This window comes from Pseudomonas sp. NFIX28, from assembly GCF_900107395.1.
Lineage (GTDB): Bacteria > Pseudomonadota > Gammaproteobacteria > Pseudomonadales > Pseudomonadaceae > Aquipseudomonas.
The window spans coordinates 59,548-79,146 of record NZ_FNPW01000006.1; the positions used below are offsets into that span (position 1 = coordinate 59,548).

Annotated in this window: 18 protein-coding genes and 1 pseudogene; 13 read left to right on the top strand and 6 right to left on the bottom strand. The window is 63.5% G+C overall.

The genetic code is table 11. The annotated features are described in order from the left end of the window. Positions 1–2: 2 nt before the first annotated feature. Entirely contained in the window at positions 3–1,490 is a 1,488-nt protein-coding gene (locus BLV20_RS13400; protein ID WP_092302642.1) for a helicase HerA-like domain-containing protein, read from the bottom strand. A gap of 184 nt (positions 1,491–1,674) precedes the next feature. On the opposite strand from BLV20_RS13400, the pseudogene BLV20_RS32045 reads away from it, so the two are divergent. From BLV20_RS32045 to BLV20_RS13420, 5 genes and pseudogenes are all read left to right on the top strand, one after another. Then, positions 1,675–2,706, top strand: a pseudogene (locus tag BLV20_RS32045) (cache domain-containing protein); the annotation flags it as partial. A 93-nt stretch (positions 2,707–2,799) separates the two neighbouring features. Continuing rightward, positions 2,800–3,564, top strand: a complete 765-nt coding sequence (locus BLV20_RS32050) for a methyl-accepting chemotaxis protein (protein WP_371914319.1) — start codon at positions 2,800–2,802, stop codon at positions 3,562–3,564. Between the two features lie 183 nt (positions 3,565–3,747). Beyond that, the gene (locus tag BLV20_RS13410; RefSeq protein ID WP_092302174.1) at positions 3,748–4,869 is read left to right on the top strand and encodes an N-acetylglucosaminyl phosphatidylglycerol synthase; all 1,122 of its coding nucleotides are present in this window, start codon (positions 3,748–3,750) and stop codon (positions 4,867–4,869) included. Then, the gene (locus tag BLV20_RS13415; RefSeq protein ID WP_175540194.1) at positions 4,862–5,638 is read left to right on the top strand and encodes an N-acetylglucosaminyl phosphatidylglycerol deacetylase; all 777 of its coding nucleotides are present in this window, start codon (positions 4,862–4,864) and stop codon (positions 5,636–5,638) included. Before BLV20_RS13410 ends, BLV20_RS13415 begins: the two co-directional genes overlap by 8 nt. Then, complete coding sequence (locus BLV20_RS13420) at positions 5,635–6,630, top strand: glucosaminyl phosphatidylglycerol flippase (RefSeq protein ID WP_092302176.1); 996 nt, start codon at positions 5,635–5,637, stop codon at positions 6,628–6,630. The genes BLV20_RS13415 and BLV20_RS13420 overlap by 4 nt, the downstream gene beginning before the upstream one ends. Here the strand turns inward: BLV20_RS13420 and BLV20_RS13425 are convergent. Together BLV20_RS13425 and purU are read right to left on the bottom strand one after the other, a co-directional pair. Further along, a complete protein-coding gene (locus BLV20_RS13425; RefSeq protein WP_092302180.1) occupies positions 6,617–6,799 on the bottom strand; it encodes a hypothetical protein in 183 nt (60 codons plus the stop codon). The genes BLV20_RS13420 and BLV20_RS13425 overlap by 14 nt on opposite strands. A gap of 79 nt (positions 6,800–6,878) precedes the next feature. Continuing rightward, complete coding sequence (gene purU, locus BLV20_RS13430; protein WP_092302181.1) at positions 6,879–7,727, bottom strand: formyltetrahydrofolate deformylase; 849 nt, start codon at positions 7,725–7,727, stop codon at positions 6,879–6,881. Between the two features lie 338 nt (positions 7,728–8,065). Here purU and mvaT point away from each other — a divergent pair, with 338 nt between their 5' ends. Next, complete coding sequence (gene mvaT / locus BLV20_RS13435) at positions 8,066–8,440, top strand: histone-like nucleoid-structuring protein MvaT (protein ID WP_007931174.1); 375 nt, start codon at positions 8,066–8,068, stop codon at positions 8,438–8,440. Positions 8,441–8,544: 104 nt separating this feature from the next. On the opposite strand, the gene sbcB is transcribed toward mvaT, so the two are convergent. Continuing rightward, positions 8,545–9,975: an exodeoxyribonuclease I gene (sbcB, locus tag BLV20_RS13440; RefSeq protein WP_092302183.1), complete on the bottom strand. Its 1,431-nt coding sequence runs from the start codon at positions 9,973–9,975 to the stop codon at positions 8,545–8,547. 183 nt (positions 9,976–10,158) lie between these two features. On the opposite strand from sbcB, the gene BLV20_RS13445 reads away from it, so the two are divergent. The 6 genes from BLV20_RS13445 to BLV20_RS13470 are packed head-to-tail and all read left to right on the top strand — an operon-like array spanning position 10,159 to position 16,943. Next, entirely contained in the window at positions 10,159–10,881 is a 723-nt protein-coding gene (locus BLV20_RS13445) for an RDD family protein (RefSeq protein WP_092302185.1), read from the top strand. Further along, complete coding sequence (locus BLV20_RS13450) at positions 10,878–11,855, top strand: stage II sporulation protein M (RefSeq protein WP_092302646.1); 978 nt, start codon at positions 10,878–10,880, stop codon at positions 11,853–11,855. Before BLV20_RS13445 ends, BLV20_RS13450 begins: the two co-directional genes overlap by 4 nt. Next, positions 11,842–13,380 carry a DUF4129 domain-containing protein gene (locus tag BLV20_RS13455; protein ID WP_092302187.1) on the top strand — a complete coding sequence of 513 codons (1,539 nt, stop codon included), beginning with the start codon at positions 11,842–11,844 and terminating at the stop codon, positions 13,378–13,380. The genes BLV20_RS13450 and BLV20_RS13455 overlap by 14 nt, the downstream gene beginning before the upstream one ends. Continuing rightward, positions 13,377–14,540 (top strand): DUF4350 domain-containing protein, encoded by a 1,164-nt coding sequence (locus BLV20_RS13460; protein WP_092302188.1) that lies wholly within the window; start codon positions 13,377–13,379, stop codon positions 14,538–14,540. The genes BLV20_RS13455 and BLV20_RS13460 overlap by 4 nt, the downstream gene beginning before the upstream one ends. Beyond that, positions 14,537–15,568 (top strand): AAA family ATPase, encoded by a 1,032-nt coding sequence (locus BLV20_RS13465; RefSeq protein ID WP_092302190.1) that lies wholly within the window; start codon positions 14,537–14,539, stop codon positions 15,566–15,568. The genes BLV20_RS13460 and BLV20_RS13465 overlap by 4 nt, the downstream gene beginning before the upstream one ends. Positions 15,569–15,611: 43 nt before the next feature. Further along, the gene (locus BLV20_RS13470) at positions 15,612–16,943 is read left to right on the top strand and encodes a DUF58 domain-containing protein (protein ID WP_092302192.1); all 1,332 of its coding nucleotides are present in this window, start codon (positions 15,612–15,614) and stop codon (positions 16,941–16,943) included. 3 nt (positions 16,944–16,946) lie between these two features. Here BLV20_RS13470 and BLV20_RS13475 read toward each other — a convergent pair whose 3' ends face one another. Both BLV20_RS13475 and BLV20_RS13480 read right to left on the bottom strand, forming a co-directional pair. After that, positions 16,947–17,306, bottom strand: a complete 360-nt coding sequence (locus BLV20_RS13475) for a PilZ domain-containing protein (protein WP_092302648.1) — start codon at positions 17,304–17,306, stop codon at positions 16,947–16,949. Positions 17,307–17,461: 155 nt separating this feature from the next. Further along, a complete protein-coding gene (locus BLV20_RS13480) occupies positions 17,462–17,836 on the bottom strand; it encodes a hypothetical protein (protein WP_092302194.1) in 375 nt (124 codons plus the stop codon). 157 nt (positions 17,837–17,993) lie between these two features. Between BLV20_RS13480 and pyk the strand changes: the two genes are divergently transcribed. After that, a complete protein-coding gene (gene pyk, locus BLV20_RS13485) occupies positions 17,994–19,445 on the top strand; it encodes a pyruvate kinase (protein ID WP_092302196.1) in 1,452 nt (483 codons plus the stop codon). Positions 19,446–19,599: the final 154 nt, after the last annotated feature.

A 19,599-nucleotide genomic window follows, 5' to 3' on the forward strand; every position in this document is an offset into this window, starting at 1 on the left:
GATCAACGGCGCTTGCTGCCCCCCAGCAGGGAGCCCATCAACCCGCGCACCAGCTGCCGTCCCAATTGGTTGGCGGCCTGGCGCATGGCCGACTTCAAGGCCTGCCCCGCAGCCGTCCCCAGGAACTCGCCGGCTCGATCGGTAAAGCTCGGCTCCTCGGCGGCCGGCTTGCCCGGCGTAGCGTCGGCTTCCGGTGCCAGGCCCTTGCGCCCCATCAGCACTTCGTAGGCCGATTCACGGTCGATCGGTTTGTCGTAACGGCCGACCAGCGGCGAACTGTTGATCAGCGCCGCGCGTTCGGCCTCGGTCAGCGGCCCGATACGCGATTGTGGCGGCGCCACCAACACGCGCTGGACCATTTCCGGCGTACCTTTTTCCTGCAGCGTGCCGACCAGCGCCTCGCCGATTCCCAGTTCGGTAAGCACCGACAGGGCATCAAATTCCGGGTTCGGCCGGAAGCCGTCCGCCACTGCGCGCAAGGACTTCTGCTCCTTGGCGGTAAATGCCCGCAAGCCGTGCTGCACGCGCAGCCCCAGTTGCGCCAGCACGTCGTCCGGCAAGTCGCCCGGCGACTGGGTGACGAAATACACCCCCACGCCTTTGGAACGAATCAGCCGGACCACTTGCTCCAGCCGGTCCTGCAACGCCTTCGGCGTGCCGGCGAACAATAGGTGGGCCTCGTCGAAAAACAGCGCCAGCAGCGGTTTTTCCGCATCGCCGCGCTCCGGCAATTGCTCGAACAACTCGGCCAGCAGCCACAGCAGGAAGGTCGCGTAGACTTTCGGCGCCTCATGCACCAGGCGGCTGGCGTCGAGCAGATGAATCCGCCCGCGCCCGTCGCTGGCCGGCTGCAGGATGTCTTCCAATTGCAGGGCCGGTTCGCCGAACAGGGCTTCGGCGCCCTGCTGCTCCAGGGTGGCCAGGCGCCGCAACAAAGCCTGGCTGGAGCCCGTGGTCATCAGCGCCGCGTCATCCCCCAGCAACTGCGGATTGTCCTTGAGGTGGTTGAGCAACGCCTTGAGGTCTTTGAGGTCGAGCAGCAACAGGCCTTCACGGTCAGCCACCTTGAAGGCCGCATACAGCGCCGATTGCTGGCTGTCGGTCAGTTCCAGCAGGCTGCCCAGCAGCAGCGGGCCCATTTCGCTCAGGGTGGTGCGCAGCGGGTGCCCGGATTGCCCGTGAATGTCCCACAGCGTCACCGGATAAGCCTGCGGCTTGTGGTTCAGCCATGGCATCCCGGCAATCCGTTCGGCCACCTTGCCCTGGGGATTGCCCGCGGCGCCCAGGCCACACAGGTCACCCTTGATATCCGCGGCGAACACCGCGACACCGGCATCGCTGAACGCTTCCGCCAATCGTTGCAGAGTGACGGTTTTCCCTGTCCCGGTAGCGCCAGCCACCAGCCCGTGACGATTTGCCAGGCGCATGGCCTGGGCAATCGGTTGCCCTGCGAGATCGGCACCGATAACGAGTTGCGATGAATCCGGCATTTTGTCACCCATGGTTAATCTTTAGCCGTGCCCGGCCGATATCAGACCAGAAAAGACTGAAAAATAGGCCAGATAATTCCCTAAGGAGAGATGGAAATATCAACTTACTTTCAACCCCGCCCATTTTGCGCGCTTTTCTAAGAGCACGCTCGTGACATTAAGACCTTAGCGGACACCACAAGCCATGAACAAAAACCTGCGCTTCAGCCATAAAATCCTGCTTGCCGCCGCCCTCATCGTTATTGCCGCCTTCGCCTCCTTCACGCTGTACAACGACTACTTGCAGCGCAATGCGATCCGCGAAGACCTGGACAATTACCTGCATGAGATGGGCGATGTGACCGCCAGCAACATCCAGACCTGGCTCACCGGGCGCATCCTGCTGATCGAAAACCTGGCGCAAAACCTGGCGATCGATCCGCACTCGACCAAAGTGGGCAGCCTGCTCGAACAAAAGGCCCTGACCTCGACCTTCATGGCCTCCTACCTGGGCGATGCCAGCGGCAGCTTCACCATCCGCCCGGACGCGAAGATGCCCGACGGCTTCGACCCGCGCGTTCGCCCCTGGTACAAGGGCGCCGAAAGCAGCAGCGGCTCGACCCTCACCGAACCCTATATAGATGCAGCCACCGGCCAGTTGATCATTTCCGTCGCCACCGCCTCGCGTAGCGCCGGGCAGAGCATTGGCGTGGTGGGCGGCGACCTGAGCCTGCAAACCCTGGTCGAGACTCTCAACGCCCTGGACTTCGACGGCATGGGCTATGCCTTCCTGGTCAGCGCCGACGGCAAGATCCTGGTGCACCCGGACAAGGCATTGGTGATGAAGAGCCTGAGCGAGGCCTATCCGCAGAACACGCCGCGCATCAACGGTGATTTCAGCGAGATCGACGTCGAGGGCAAGACCCGCATCGTCACCTTCACCCCGATCAAGGGCCTGCCTTCGGTGAACTGGTACATCGGCCTGTCCGTGGACAAGGACAAGGCGTTCTCGATGCTCAGCGAGTTCCGGGCCTCGGCCATCGTCGCCACCATCATCGCCGTGGCGATCATCATCGCCCTGCTGGGCATGCTGATCCGCGTGCTGATGCAACCCTTGCACGTCATGACCCGCGCCATGCAAGACATCGCCGAGGGTGAAGGCGACCTGACCCGCCGCCTGACCATCCAGAACCATGACGAGTTCGGCATTCTCGGTACCGCGTTCAACCGCTTCGTGGAGCGCATCCACGGTTCGATCCGCGAAGTGTCGTCGGCCACCGAACACGTCAACGAAGTCGCCCTGCGCGTGGTCAGTGCTTCGAACTCGTCGATGCTCAATTCCGACGAGCAGGCCAGCCGCACCAACAGCGTGGCCGCCGCAATCAATCAGCTCGGCGCCGCCGCCCAGGAAATCGCCCGCAATGCCGCCCAGGCCTCACAGCAGGCCAGCGACGCGCGCAATCTGGCCGAGGACGGCCAGCAAGTGGTGGATCGCAGCATCCTGGCGATGAACCAACTGTCGGACATGATCAGCGCCTCGAGCAGCAACATCGAAACCCTCAACAGCAAGACCGTGAACATCGGGCAGATCCTCGAAGTCATCACCAGCATCTCCCAGCAGACCAACCTGCTGGCCCTCAACGCGGCCATCGAAGCGGCGCGGGCGGGCGAGGCCGGGCGTGGTTTCGCCGTGGTCGCCGATGAAGTGCGCAACCTGGCCCATCGCACCCAGGAATCGGCGCAACAGGTGCAGACCATGATCGAAGAGCTGCAAGTCGGCGCCCGTGAGTCGGTGAGCACCATGAGCAATAGCCAGCGCCACAGCCAGGACAGCGTGGCGATCGCCAACCAGGCCGGCGAGCGCTTGAACAGCGTGACCCTGCGCATCGGCGAGATCGACGGCATGAACCAGTCGGTCGCCACCGCGACCGAGGAACAGACCTCGGTGGTGGAATCGATCAACATGGACATCACCGAGATCAACACCCTGAACCAGGAAGGCGTGGAAAACCTGCAGTCGACCCTGCGCGCTTGCTCCGACCTCGAGCAGCAGGCCGCGCGCCTGAAACAACTGGTCGGCAGCTTCCGCATCTGATCCTGCCGGCGGGGCCTGCGCAAAACGCATCCGTGCGTCCCGCGCAGGCACCGCGCTGGCGGCAATGGCGCCGGCCAGCGCAGCAAACCGTTCATCCAGACGCCTCGCCAACCGCCACGGCATCCCGACCGAACATCTATCCTTGATAAGGGTCAACCCTAGGGAGAACAACGGATCGGAGGGATGATCATCGTGCATATCGCTGACATAACCATGTTCTACGCCCCTGCCAGCGGTGGCGTGCGCACTTATCTGGACGCCAAGCATCGTCGCCTGGGACGCCAACCAGGAATCCGCCACAGTTTGCTGATCCCCGGGGCCAACTTCAGCGAACGCGACGGTATCTACAAAGTTCCCGCTCCCGCCCTGCCCTTTGGCAAGGGCTACCGTTTCCCTCTGCGCCTGGGCCCCTGGCGCAATGTTCTCCATGACCTGCAACCGGACCTGATCGAAGTCGGCGACCCCTACCTCACCGCCTGGGCGGCACTGGATGCGCGGCGCCAGCTGGACGTACCGGTGATCGGCTTCTATCACTCGGACCTGCCGCTGCTGGTCAGCAACCGCATGGGCCCCTGGTTTACCCCGAATGTCGAAGCATACGTACGCAAGCTGTATGGCAATTTCGACCGGGTCCTGGCCCCCAGCCAGGTCATGGCCGACAAACTGATCGGCCTGGGCGTGCGCAATGTGTATGTGCAACCGCTGGGCGTGGACCTGCAAACCTTCCACCCCAACCGTCGCGACCCTGGCCTGCGCGCCGAACTGGGCATCGCCGAAGACAGCCGCCTGCTGATCTTTGCCGGGCGCGGCTCCAAGGAAAAGAACCTGCCGGTGCTGCTCAATTGCATGCAACGCCTCGGCAAGCGCTACCACCTGTTGCTAGTGGGCTCGGCCATGCCGACCGCGGTACCGGAAAATGTCACGGTGATCGACGAGTTCTGCCCGGCGCCCAAGGTCGCACGGCTGATGGCCAGTGCCGATGCCCTGGTGCATGCCGGGGACCAGGAAACCTTCGGCCTGGTGATTCTCGAAGCCATGGCCAGCGGCATTCCCGTGGTTGCGGTGGCCGCCGGGGCGTTTCAGGAAATCGTCACCGCACAAGGCGGCCTGCTGTGCGCGCCGAACAATCCAACGGCGATGGCCCATGCCGTACAGGAGCTGTTCGCCCAGGGCTGCGCCGAGCAAGGCCAACAGGCGCGTCGCCATGTCGAACGCTATTACGCCTGGGATACGGTAGTCGCCAGCCTGCTGGAGCACTACCGCGCCGTCCTCGGCATCCAGCAGCCGATGCTGGCCCATGGTTGAGCCCGCCGCCGTGCCCAGCGTGTTGCTGGTCTTGCACGATGTCGCGCCGCAAACCTGGATCGACTACCAGCCTTTTGTCGAAGCCGTCGATGCACTGGGCAATGTGCCGATGACCTGGCTGGTGGTCCCGGATTTTCATCGCAACAACCCGCTCGATGCCCATCCCGGTTTTCGCCGGCTGCTCAGCGCTCGCCTGGAACGGGGCGACGAGCTGGTGCTGCACGGTTACTTCCATTGCGACGACGGCCCACCGCCACGCACTCCGCACGACTGGTTCATGCGCCGCGTATACACCCATGAAGGCGAGTTCTACCGCCTTTCGGAAAACGCTGCCCTGGCGCGCCTGCATGCCGGCCTGGAAGTCTTCCAGCGCTACAACTGGCCGCTGCAGGGGTTCGTCGCCCCCGCCTGGCTGATGAGCCCGGGCACCCGCCAGGCGCTACGCCAACTGCCCCTGCGCTACACCAGCGGCCCACAACATCTGTACCGTCTGCCGGATTTCTCGCCAATCGCCGCCCCCGGCCTGGTATGGAGCGCCCGCAGTGCCTGGCGGCGGAAAATCTCCCGGCTTGTCAGCGCGCAACGCGAACAACGCTGGCAACAGGCATCGGTCATTCGCCTCGGCCTGCACCCGGTGGACATGCGCCACCCTGATTCGCGCCAGTACTGGCTGGATATCCTCAAGCGTTTGCTGGAGCAAGGCCGCCAGCCGCTGACCAAGGCCGACTGGCTCGACACCCAGCCGCCAAGGGCGCGCGACGTCCCATGAGCCGGGCGATCTGGCTGGGCATGGCGTTGCTGGCAGCGATCCTCGTGCCGCTGCTGTTGGGCGGCAGCGAGCTGTGGTGGCGGGTCCAGCGTTTTTCCCTGCCGTTGCTGCTGGGCATGCTGGGCATGATCCTGCTGTGCTGGGTCATCAATTCGCTGCGCTTGCGCCTGTTGCTGGGCCCGCACCGCAGCCAGCTGGGGCGCTGGAAAAGCCTGGCGGTGGTGATGTCCACCGAGTTCGCCATGTGCGCCACGCCCGGTGGCAGCGGCGGCCCCCTGACATTGATGGCCTTGCTTGCACGCAATGGTGTGCGCCCGGCTCGTGGCAGCGCGGTATTTGCCATGGATCAGTTGAGCGACTTGCTGTTTTTCCTCTGCGCGCTGCTCGGGATCCTGTTTTATGCGTTGTTCCAGAACCTCAGCCAGCGCATGGAATGGCTGCTTGCCCTCAGCAGCCTTTCGCTGTTCGGCGGGTTATGCATCTGCCTGGCGATAGCCCGTTACCATCGACGCCTTATCCTGCTCAGCCGCCATCTGCTTGCGCCCTTCAAGGTTCGCCCCGCTACCCGTCTGCACCGGGCGCGCAAATGGCTGCACTTTCTCAAGACCTTCAGCGATAGCCTGAAACTGCCCTGGCAAACGCTGATGGGAGTCTTTGCCCTGACCTGCATGCACTGGGCGCTGCGCTACAGCGTGCTGTACCTGGCGTTGCGCGGATTGGGCGTGGACCTGCAATGGGCCTGGACCTTCCTGATCCAGATGCTCGCCCTCAGCGCAGGGCAATTCAGCCTGTTGCCGGGCGGCGCGGGAGCGGCGGAACTGACATCGGCGGCGCTGCTGGCGCCCATGGTGGGAAAATCGACGGCGGCCGCGGCCATCCTGATCTGGCGGGCCGTTACCTACTATTTCTATCTGCTGGCCGGCGGGCCGGTATTCCTGCTGATGGTAGGGCGCCCGTTGCTGCGCAGGCTGATAAGGCTCAAGCAGGCTTAGGCGGGTCAGCCTCTGGAGTGTCCTGCTGCAACTGCTCCCACAACTCGGCGGCACCGGGAAATTCGGTACCGTCCTCGGCGGTCATGTCGTCCGGGTCGTAACGGCTCAGGCAACCCTCACCCAGGGTGGCGGGCGCCTTGGACGTGGCTTTATCCAGTGGATCATTCATTGGCCGATCCTCATGAAAAAACGCCGGGCCTGGGTTTGGGGCCCCGGGTTTGGGGCCCGGGCCCGGCGCGCACTCTTGATCAGAACACCACGGTTTTGTTGCCGTGCACCAGCACGCGGTCTTCCAGGTGGTAGCGCAGGCCACGGGCCAGGACCATTTTCTCGACGTCACGGCCGAAACGCACCATGTCTTCGATGCTGTCGCTGTGGCTGACCCGAACCACGTCCTGCTCGATGATCGGGCCGGCGTCCAGCTCTTCGGTCACATAGTGGCAGGTCGCGCCGATCAGCTTCACGCCACGCAGGGAGGCCTGGTGGTAAGGCTTGGCGCCGACGAAGGACGGCAGGAAGCTGTGGTGGATGTTGATCACCTTGTGCGCGTATTCGCTGCACAACTCCGGCGGCAGGATCTGCATGTAGCGCGCCAGCACCACGACTTCGGCGTCGTGCTGCTTGACCAGGCGCGAAACCTCGGCGAACGCCGGCTCCTTGTCCTGCGGGTTGACCGGCACGTGGTAATAAGGAATGCCATGCCACTCGACCATGCTGCGCAAGTCGTCATGGTTGGAAATCACACAGGAAATTTCGCAGTCGAGTTCGTCGCTGTGCCAGCGGTGCAACAAGTCCGCCAGGCAGTGGGACTCGCGACTGGCCATCAACACCACGCGTTTCTTCTGCGCGGTATCGGTGATGCGCCAGTCCATCGAGAATTCCTTGGCAATCGGCGCAAAAGCTTCACGAAAGGCTTCAAGGCCGAACGGCAAAGAGTCGGCACGTATTTCGTGACGCATGAAGAACCAGCCACTCAGATCATCCGAGTGGTGGCTGGCTTCAGTGATCCAGCCGTTGTGGGACGCCAGAAAGTTACTGACTTTGGCAACGATGCCAACGCGGTCCGGGCAGGAAATCACCAACCGAAAAGTGCGCATGAGGGGGAAACTCCAGAACTTCGCAAAGGCCGCCATTCTAGCGATTGCGCGGCAAAACTGCAGTATTCGTGATGCCGGACCGGATTCTTCTGATCAGCCTGTAGGTACGTGCCCGACACAACGGAGAAAAACAGTCACACTTGGAAATAGTCCTTTAACTCTTTGCGGAATATTCGTGTGGGCTCGCTCACAACATTTAACTCATCACTCAGTTTCTTTGCTAAACGCTCTAATCAAATTAAATAAAACCCGGCTTTAATTGTTTACTTGAGGAAACTGCCTGACTATTATTACGCCACTGTCACCTGCCACTCAGCACTCAACATAAGGCAATCCTCATGTCCCTGATCAACGAATACCGCGCCACAGAAGAAGCTATCAAAGAGCTGCAAGCCCGTTTGAAGAACCTGTCGCAAGACGACAAACTGCAAGCCGAGCTGGAATTCGAAGGCAAACTGCGCGCCCTGATGGGTGAATACTCCAAGTCCCTGCGCGACATCATCGCGCTGCTGGATCCGGACTCGAAAGTTAAGGCGCCACGTGTTGCCGCCAAAACTACCGGCACCAAGCGTGCACGCAAGGTCAAACAATACAAGAACCCGCACAACGGCGAAGTCATCGAAACCAAGGGTGGCAACCACAAAACCCTGAAAGAGTGGAAAGCCAAGTGGGGCGGCGACGTGGTCGAAGGCTGGGCAACCCTGCTGGGTTAAGCCGTACGCCCGTCCAGAGGGATTTGCGACCTTATGAAAAAACGCCAGCTTGCTGGCGTTTTTTTTATGTCCGGCAATTGCCCTGAATGTTCTAGGCCGAACAATCAAAGCCCGAAACGCAAAGCCAGCGACTGGCTGTAATCCTGCCATTCATCCAGCACCTGACGCTGAAACGTTGTAGCACTCGCCAGTAGTTCGGCAGTCGCCTGATTGAAACTTTCCAGGGTATTGGGCGCTCCCCATTGCGGGTCGCACAGGCGCTGCTGACAGAATGATTTCCAGCGTTCTTGCTCCTCCCCGCTCAAGGTGTCGGGAAAGTTACGGGCGCGATAACGAAATAATAATTCAGGCAAACGTTCATCATCGAACGGCCATTGCTCTTGCCCTAAATGAACCGGCTCGGCATTGCGCACTTGTTCGCACAAGCGCCGGTCACGGTCGCCGATAAAACCGTCGTACAACTGCTGCTCGGGATCGAGGCTGGGAGCAAAATCCTCGCTGGCATAAATAGCTGCAAGTTTATCCCGCCAAACTTCCTGTGCGTCACTTAGCCGCAACGCCCGGGCCTTATATTCCGCCATGTCCAGTTGCAAGCGTTGCTGGTCTTCGCCACGCAATACATTCAGTGGCGCGACGACCGGACAACGGTTGATATGGATGAGCTTCAGCGGCACCGGCAACTCGCCTTCGGCCAGGTCCTCGCGCCGGGTATACAAACGTTGGCGCAGCGTTTCGGCATCCAGATCCAGCAGCCCCTGCGGGTCCAGGTGCAGATCGCAGACAATCAGGGCATTGCGATTGCGCGGGTGCCAGGCCAGCGGCAGGACCACCCCGACATAACTGCGCGCCGCGGAAAAACGGCCGGAAATATGCACCAGCGGTTGCAAAAGCCGGATCTGGTCCATGACTTTCTGCTTGCTGCGCAACTGGAACAGCCATTCATACAACTTCGGCTGCTTGTCGCGAATCAGCCGGGCCAAGGCAATAGTGGCGCGGACATCGGAAAGCGCTTCGTGGGCATGCCCGTGATCGATGCCATTGGCGGCCGTCAGGCGTTCCAGCTTCAGGGTCACCCGCCCTTCCTCGTCCCGCGGCCAGACGATCCCTTCCGGGCGCAAGGCGTAGGCGGTGCGCACCACATCGATCAGGTCCCAGCGGCTGTTGCCGCCTTGCCACTCGCGGGCGTAAGGGTCGAAGAAATTGCGGTACAGGCTGTAGCGAGTCATTTCGTCGTCGAAGCGCAGGGTGTTGTAGCCGGCGCCACAGGTGCCCGGCGCCGCCAACTGAGCGTGCACCCGGGTCATGAAATCGGCTTCGCTCAACCCCTGCTCCGCCAGCCGCCGCGGGGTAATGCCGGTAATCATGCAGGCCGCCGGATGAGGCAGGATATCGTCGCTGGGCTGGCAATAAAGATTGACCGGTTCGCCGATCTCGTTGAGGTCGAAGTCGGTGCGAATCCCCGCCACCTGCAACGGCCGATCGCAGCGCGGGTTGATGCCGGTGGTTTCGTAGTCGTACCAGAAGATGGAGGTCACGGGCTGTTCCTGGGCAAAAGACCGGCAAAGTCTAGGCGCTTGACGGCGGCCGCGGCCAGCCTTGTCGTGATTCAAGGGTAACGACGTGCTTCACGCGGCACAGTTAGTGATGTCGTTCGCCCCTCCGAGACTGCTAGCATCAGGCGGTCATTCCGCTCAACCAGGCCAGCCATCAAGTTGCCCATGCTCGAGACGACAGCACCGCCAGGGAAAGCACCGCCCCCGCCGTTGGATACCCGGTACCAGGTCGAGACGCCAGAAGGCATCGACCTGCCGCTGCGGCCGGCGGGGTTGATGTCGCGCGCCCTGGCCTTTGCCATCGACCTGGGCTTTCGTGGCCTGATCCTCGGCGTGCTGTTCATGGTCCTGGGGTTTTTCGGGCAGCTCGGCATGGGGCTGGGCTCGATCCTGCTGTTCCTGGTCAGTTGGTGGTACATGGTGCTGTTCGAAGTGCTGAACCAGGGCTGCTCGCCAGGCAAGCAACTAATGGGGCTTAGGGTCGTGCAGGACGATGGCACGCCCATTGGCTGGGGCCCTTCCCTGACCCGCAATCTGCTGCGTTTCGTCGACATGCTGCCGTTCGGCTATTGCCTCGGCGCCATCAGTTGCCTGCAACACCCGACCTTCAAGCGCCTGGGCGACCTGGCCGCCGGCACGCTGGTGATCTACCGCGAGCAGCCGGTGGCCCGCCCGACCTTGCCAGCCGTGCCCGCCAGGACTGCAGGCTTTGCCCTGACCCTGGCCGAACAACGGGCTATCCTCAGTTTTGCCGAGCGCCAGGAACAACTGTCCGCGGAACGTGTCCAGGAACTGGCCGCCCTGCTCGCCGAGCCCCTGCATGTAACGCCCGCGCAGGCCAGCGCCGAACTCAATGGCATCGCCCGCGGGCTGCTGGGGCCGACATGAAACAGAGCCTGTTCGAAAGCCGTCATCAAGCCTTGTGGCAACGTCTGCGCGAACAGCTCGAGCAACTGGAGCGCGGCCAGGCAACGCCCGAGACCTGCGCCCGCTTCCCTGAAGATTACCGCCGCTTGTGCCAGCATCTGGCGCTGGCCCAGGAGCGCGGCTACAGCAGCCTGCTGATCGACCCGTTGCAACAGCTGGCGCTGCGTGGCCATCAACAGCTGTATCGCCAACGCAGCCCGCTGGGCGCCCGGGCGCTGGGCTTCATCCTGGCGGGTTTCCCGCAACTCGTGCGCGAGCAATGGCGCTTCGTCCTGGCGGCCAGCCTGGTGTTCTTCGGCACGCTGCTGGGTATCGGCCTGCTGGTGTACCTGGTCCCCGAGCTGATCTACAGCGTGCTCAGCCCGCAACAGGTGGCCGAGATGCAACGCCTCTACGACCCGCAGGCCAGTCGCCTGGGCCGGCTGGCCAACCGCGCCGCCGGCGAAGACTGGATGATGTTCGGCTACTACATCATGAACAACATCGGCATCGCCTTTCAGACCTTCGCCAGCGGCCTGCTGTTTGGCCTGGGAAGCCTGTTTTTCCTGTTTTTCAATGGCCTGACCATCGGCGCGGTCGCCGGGCACCTGACCCAGATCGGCTATGGCACCACCTTCTGGTCGTTTGTCGTCGGCCACAGCGCCTTCGAGCTCAGCGCCATTGCCCTGGCCGGCGCCGCGGGGCTGAAAATGGGCTGGGCGCTGATCGCCCCCGGGCGCCTGCCCCGCGGCGAAGCGTTGCTGCTGGCCGCGCGCATCAGCGTGCAGTTGATCTGCGGGGTGATCCTGTTTCTCTTGATCGCCGCGTTCATCGAAGCCTATTGGTCTTCCCTGACCTGGCCCGCCGCCTGGATCAAATATCTGGTCGGCGGCACCTGCTGGGTACTGGTCCTGGCCTACCTGATATTCGCTGGGCGCCGTCATGCGCCTGAGTGAAGCCAGCGTAGTCATTCGCCCACGCACGACCTGGGAAGCCATGGACCTGGGCGTGTTACTGAGCCAGCGCCACCGTCGCCTGCTGATGACCAGCTGGGCATTGATCACCCTGCCGGTGTTCACCCTGCTCAGCCTGCTGCTCTGGGACTCGCCCACCCTCGCCCTGTTGCTGTTCTGGTGGCTCAAGCCGGCCTTCGAACGGCTGCCGCTGCATATCCTCGCCAAGGCCCTGTTCGGCGAAACCCCGACCTTGCGCGAAGCCCTGCGCCAATGGCCACGGCTGCTCAAGCCGCAATTGCTGGCCAGCCTGACCTGGCGACGCCTGGACCTGAGCCGCAGTTTCATCATGCCCGTGGTGCAACTCGAGGGCCTGAGCGGCGAAGCCCGCCAGCAGCGGGTGCGGGTGCTGCAACAACGCAATGCCGGGGCCGCGCACTGGCTGACCCTGATCGGCGTGCAACTGGAAGCCACCTTGTGGTTCGGCCTGCTGGCGCTGTTCTACCTGCTGTTGCCGCAACAGATCGAGCTGGACTGGGACTGGCAGACCCTGATCTCCGCCGCCGAGCAGGACTGGCTTTGGCTGGAGCACCTGACCAACGCCTTTTACGTGCTGATCCTGATTATCTGGGAGCCGGTGTACGTCGCCTGCGGCTTCAGCCTGTACCTCAATCGCCGCACGCTCCTGGAAGCCTGGGATATCGAATTGGTCCTGCGTCGCCTGCGACAACGCTTGAGTGGCGTCGCTCTATTGCTACTGCTCGCCAGCAGCCTGAGCCTGCCCCTGGCGCCCAAGGCCTGGGCCGCCGAGCCGGTCGCCGGCCCCGACAGCCCGCGCCTGCTGGAACAGCCGCTGACCAGCCAGGCCGCGAAAGACAGCATCAACCAGCTCCTCGACCAGCCGCCCTTCAAGAACCCGCAGACCGTGACCCGTTACCGGTTCGGCGAAGACAGCCCGCAAAGCGCCGAGGACTCTGCCCTGCCAGGCTGGCTCAAGGCCCTGACCGACTTGCTCGACAGCCGCACCTTCGGCCTTGCGGCCAAGGCGTTGGAGATCCTGCTCTGGGCCGTGCTGCTGGGAGCCTTGGCGTTGCTGGTGTGGCGTTATCGCGAGTGGTTGCGCGCCTTCGTCGAACGGCGTGCGGCGCCGGGCAAGGTTCCCCCGCGACCCGCTGCGCAAGCATTGTTCGGCCTCGACCTCAGCCCCGACGCCTTGCCCGAGGATGTCGCCGCCGCTGCCGAGGCGCTCTGGCCGGAACAGCCACGGGAGGCCCTCGGGTTGTTGTACCGCGCGTTGCTGAGCCGGCTGCTGCATGACTTCCGGCTGCCGCTGAAACCGGCGGACACCGAAGGGCAAGTCCTCGAGCAGGTCAGGGCCTTGCAGTTACCACAGCTGCAGGCGTTCAGCGGCAGCCTGACGCTGCACTGGCAGAACCTGGCCTACGGTCATCGCCTGCCGCCTGCACAGCTGAAGCAGGAACTGTGCGATGGCTGGCGGACTCTGTTCGGCCCGGGAGCCCCACGATGAACCGGCGCCTGCTGCCGCTGCTCGTGCTGCTGGGCGTCGGCCTGCTCGGCGGCTTGCTGCTGTATCTCTACCTCAACGCCAGGCCCTACCAGGAAACCATCGATCACGGCCCTTCGCCGCAGGCCCGCGCCAACCCCTACCTGGCGGCGGAAATGTTCCTGCGCCAGCGCGGCTTGCAGGTCCGGCACGCCGATGGCCTGGAGGTCCTGCCGACCCTCAAGCCGGAGCGACACAGCCTGTTGCTGCTGGGCGAACGCGCGAACATGACGCCGCAGCAGGTCGAACAATTGCTGGACTGGGCCAAGGCCGGCGGGCGCCTGTTGTTCGTCGCCCAAGCGCTATGGAACAACGAGGCCGGACGCAGCGGCGACCTGCTGCTTGACCGCCTGCACTTGCGCCAGTTTCTCAGCAAGGACCTGAAAGCCCCCGCGCCCAACGCCAGCAAAGAGCCCTATCCCAAGCTGACCAAGCTCTACCTGGAAGACGAAGACGCGCCGGCCTACGTCGGTTTCGACACCGATTTTCACCTGGAAGACCCGAAAAACCTCGCCCAGTCCTGGGCCAACAGCGCCCAGGCCACCCACCTGATGCAACTGAACTACGGCCAGGGTTCCGTGACCGTGCTCACCGACGCCGATATCTGGAAAACCCCATTCATCGCCGAATACGACAATGCCTGGCTGCTCTGGTACTTGAGCGCCGACAGCGACGTCACCCTGCTGTTCGACACCGATCACGACAGCCTCTGGAGCCTGTTGCTCAAGTACTTCCCGCAGGCGTTGGTCGCCCTGGCGGCATTGCTCGGCCTGTGGCTCTGGCAGGTCGGGATGCGCCACGGGCCGATGCAGGCGGCAAAGCCCAAGGCCCGCCGCCAGCTGCGCGAACACCTGCAGGCCAGTGCTCATTTCCTGCTGCGCCACACAGGCCAGCAAGGGCTGCTCAATGCCCTGCGCCAGGACATCCTGCGCCGCGCCCAGCATCGTCATCCCGGCTTCGAGCGACTGACTGCCGCCGAACAGGGACAGGTGCTCGCCCGCCTGACCCGGCAACCGGACAGCGTCATCAGCCAGGCCTTGGCTCCTTCGTCGGCGCAACGTCTTTCCAATACCGACTTCAGCCGCCTGGTCACCCACCTGCAAACTCTCAGGAATGCCCTATGAGCGACCTCCCCGCCGAACCGCTTCCCGCTGCAGAACCCGGCCATGCCCAAGCGCAAGCGCATGCCGTCCAGCAACGCCAGCGCGCCAGCCAACTGGCCCAGGCCCTGCGCCACGAACTGCAAAAAGTGGTGATTGGCCAGGACGCGGTGATCGACGATGTGCTCACCGCCTTGATCGCCGGTGGCCATGTGCTGCTCGAAGGTGTGCCCGGGCTGGGCAAGACCTTGTTGGTGCGGGCCCTGGCTCGCTGCTTTGGCGGCGATTTCGCGCGCATTCAGTTCACCCCGGACCTGATGCCCAGCGACGTCACCGGCCACGCGGTCTACGACCTGCAGACCGAGCAGTTCAAACTGCGCAAGGGCCCGCTTTTCACCAACCTGCTGCTGGCCGACGAAATCAACCGCGCACCGGCCAAGACCCAGGCCGCCCTGCTCGAGGCCATGCAGGAGCGCCAGGTCACCCTCGAAGGCCGGGCCCTGCCGATCGTCCAGCCCTTCATGGTCCTGGCCACGCAAAACCCGATCGAACAGGAAGGCACCTACCCGCTGCCGGAAGCCGAACTCGACCGTTTCATGCTCAAGCTGCGCATGGATTACCCGGAAAGCGACCAGGAACTGGACATGGTCCGCCAGGTCACCCGTTCTCCGCGGGCCGACATGCTCGACGTGCAGCCACTGCGCACGCTACTGCAGGCCAAGGATGTGCTGGCCTTGCAGCGGATCGCCAGCGACCTGCCGCTGGACGAACAGGTGCTCGACTACGCCGTGCGGCTGGCCCGGGCCACCCGCAGCTGGCCGGGACTGACCCTCGGCGCCGGGCCGCGCGCATCGATTGCCCTGGTCCGCGGCGCGCGGGCCAGGGCCTTGCTGCGCGGCGGCGAATTCGTCATTCCGGATGACATCAAAGGCTGCGCCCTGGCGGTGCTGCGCCATCGTGTGCGGATCGCCCCGGAGCTGGATATCGAAGGCCTGTCGGTGGAGCAGGTGCTCAAGCAACTGCTCGATCAAGTACCGGCGCCGCGACTATGAGCTTTGTGACTGTGGGCTTCGAAAACGCGGGTCCCTTGCAGCGATGAAGCCCTCACGCCTGTTTCTGACCTGGCTTGGCGTATTGCTGGCGCTGGACGTGCTGCTCGGCGCCGCGCGTGCCTATGGCCTGGCAATCGCAGCCAGCCTGCAAGCGATTGCCTGGGGCCTGCTCCTGGCCCTGTTGCTGCTGGCCATGCTGGACGCCTTCCGGCTCTGGCGCCTGCCTTCGCCCCAGCTCCAGCGCCAGCTGCCAGGCAGCCTGCCGCTGGGCCGCTGGAGCGAGGTGCGCATCGAGGTGCGGCACGACTTTGCCCAGCCGCTGACCCTGGAGTTGTTCGACCATGTACCCGACGGCCTGAGCTTCGAGCACCTGCCGCAGTCGCTGCTTCTGGAACCCGGTGAGTTTCGGCAATTGGCTTATCGGGTGCGCCCGCTCAAGCGCGGCCACTTCAATTTCGAGCGCTGTGAGGTCAGCCTGCCCAGCCCGTTGGGCCTATGGTCTGCGCGGCGATTGTTGACGCTCAACGACAGCACCCGTGTCTACCCGGATTTCGCCCGCCTCTACGGTGCCCGGCTGCTGGCCGTCGACAACTGGCTGAACCAGATCGGCGTCCGGCAACAGCCGCGTCGTGGCCTGGGCCTGGAATTCAACCAGCTGCGCGAGTTTCGCGAGGGCGACAGCCTGCGCCAGATCGACTGGAAAGCCACCGCCCGGCAACGCACGCCGATCGCCCGCGAATACCAGGACGAGCGCGACCAGCAGATTGTCTTCATGCTCGACTGCGGCCGGCGCATGCGCAGCCAGGACGGGGAGCTTGCGCATTTCGACCATGCGCTCAACGCCTGCCTGCTGCTCAGTTACGTCGCCTTGCGCCAGGGCGACGCGGTGGGCCTGAGCACCTTTGCCGGCGAGCGCCAGCGCTATCTGGCGCCGGTCAAGGGCGCGGGCCAGCTCAGCGCCTTGCTCAACACCGTCTACGACCTGGACAGCAGCCAGCGCTGCGCCGACTTCCAGGCGGCCGCCAGCGACTTGCTGGCCCGCCAGAAACGCCGGGCCCTGGTGGTGCTGGTGACCAACCTGCGGGACGAGGATGACCAGGCGCTGCTGACTGCGGTCAAGCGTCTCGGGCGCCAGCACCGGGTGCTGGTGGCCAGCCTGCGCGAAGAAGTCCTCGATCAATTGCGCCAGGCGCCAGTGCATAGCCTGTCCGACGCCCTGGCTTACTGCGGCACCATCAATTACCTGAATGCCCGTACCGACCTGCATGAGCGCCTGAGCGCCCAGGGCGTTGCCCTGCTCGATGTACGGCCAGGTGAACTGGGGGCGGAACTGGTGACTCGCTATCTCAGCTGGAAAAAGGCCGGCACGCTGTGATGCTCAGGCAGAGGTTTCCAACGGCAGGAAACTGAAGTAGTTGCGCAAGGCGGTTATCAGCTCGCGGTACTCGGGGGGCGAACGCAGCAGCACGAAACCGCTGTCGTAATGATGGGGCGTGACATCTTCATGGCTCCAGCGGCAGGAGGCCGTGACCTCGAACGATTTCAGCTCGCCGTCGCGTCCTGGAACCTGCAGGCGCAATTCGAAATCGGCATCGACCAGCATGGGCAACTGGCTGATCAACAACAACCCGTCTTCGGAGACGTTGCCCAGATAACCGATAGGTCGATCGGTCAGCCGATTGAACACTTTCAAAAAACACGGCAACTGGTGCCGCTCGATCCGCCGGTCCGTGAACATGTCATGCATCGCTATCAAGAAGGTCATTCAACGTCGTCGCGCCGAGGCTCGTCGGCCCCGGCGAGCCCAATTTAGAAACAATACTCTAAAACAGGCTCTCAGATGTTAGTTCAAGGTTTGCACAGGGGGGCCGGCAATCGCCAGGGGGAAATTCGTTACAACGTGCCTGGACGCATTTTGGCACTGCTGCGCGAAGGGTAATGGCCCAACTGCTGCAAGGTCTCCAGGCGCGCGCGGGCACGGTAGGCGTATTCGCTGCTCGGGTGCTCGGTGATGATGTACTGGTAGGTTTGCGCGGCATCGAGAAACAGCTTCTGCCGCTCCAGGCACTGGCCGCGCAGCATCGACACCTCAGGCTGGATATAGCGGCGCGAGCGGCTCGTGCGATCGACCTGGCTCAGCTCGAGCATCACCCGTTCGCAGTTGCCGGCGTCATAGGCGCGGTAGGCGGTATTCAGATGATGGTCCATCGACCAGCGGGTACAGCCGACAACACTGACGGCCAGGGCAGCAATGAGCACGAATCGCATGGGAGTTCTCCTGTCTTGTGCACGTTATCGACCCGCGTTGGAAAATCTTCAGGAATGTTCGTTTAAAGAAACAAACGAATAAGTAGTGCAAACGAACAATGACTACAACTGCGGACCATAGTAGCCTCTCGTTGCGCTTGAACTCAGGAGTCTTTGCATGTCCGTCCGTCGTACCAAAATCGTCGCTACCCTTGGCCCGGCCAGTAACTCGCCGGAAGTTCTCGAACAGCTGATTCTGGCTGGCCTGGACGTCGCCCGCCTGAACTTCTCCCACGGCACCCCGGACGAGCACAAGGCTCGCGCCAAGCTGGTACGTGACCTGGCCGCCAAGCATGGCCGCTTCGTCGCGCTGCTGGGTGACCTGCAAGGCCCGAAGATCCGTATCGCCAAATTCGCCAACAAGCGCATCGAGCTGAAGATCGGTGACAAGTTCACCTTCTCCACCAGCCACCCGCTGACCGAAGGGACCCAGGACATCGTCGGCATCGACTATCCGGACCTGGTCAAGGACTGCGGCGTGGGCGACGAACTGCTGCTCGACGACGGCCGCGTGGTGATGCGCGTCGACACCGCCACCAGCACCGAACTGCATTGCACCGTGACCATCGGCGGCCCGCTGTCGGACCACAAGGGCATCAACCGTCGCGGTGGCGGCCTGACGGCCCCGGCCCTGACCGAGAAAGACAAGGCGGACATCAAGCTGGCCGCCGCGATGGACCTGGACTACCTGGCCGTGTCCTTCCCACGCGACGCCGCCGACATGGAATACGCCCGCCAACTGCGCGACGAGGCCGGCGGTACCGCCTGGCTGGTGGCGAAGATCGAGCGCGCCGAAGCCGTGGCCGACGACGAAACCCTCGACGGCCTGATCAAGGCATCCGACGCCGTGATGGTGGCTCGTGGTGACCTCGGTGTGGAAATCGGCGACGCCGAGCTGGTGGGCATCCAGAAGAAAATCATCCTCCACGCCCGTCGTCACAACAAGGCGGTGATCGTCGCGACCCAGATGATGGAGTCGATGATCCAGAACCCGATGCCAACCCGCGCCGAAGTGTCCGACGTGGCCAACGCCGTGCTCGACTACACCGACGCCGTGATGCTCTCGGCCGAAAGTGCCGCCGGCGCCTACCCGCTCGAAGCGGTCCAGGCCATGGCGCGTATCTGTATCGGTGCGGAGAAGCACCCGACCAGCAAGACGTCCAGCCACCGCATCGGCAAGGAATTCGAGCGCTGCGACCAGAGCATCGCCCTGGCCGCCATGTACACGGCCAACCACTTCCCGGGCGTGAAGGCGATCATCGCCCTGACCGAGAGTGGCTACACCCCGCTGATCATGTCGCGCATCCGCTCCTCGGTGCCGATCTACGCCTACTCGCCACACCGCGAGACCCAGGCTCGCGCCGCGATGTTCCGTGGCGTGTACACCATCCCGTTCGACCCGGCCTCGCTGGCGCCGAACGAAGTCAGCCAGAAGGCGATCGACGAGCTGGTCAAGCGCGGCGTCGTGGAAAAAGGCGACTGGGTGATCCTGACCAAGGGCGACAGCTACCACACCACCGGCGGCACCAACGGCATGAAGATCCTGCACGTTGGCGACCCGATGGTCTGAGTGCCCTGAAGCAAAACTAAAAAGCCCCGCCGTGAAAACGGCGGGGCTTTTTTATTGCACCGGCGTACCGCGATCCGCGCAACGGCCGGCCAGCGCGGTGCCTGGGCGGGGGCTTTCGCGAGCAAGCTTCGCTCCTACGGATAGCGCGCAGCTT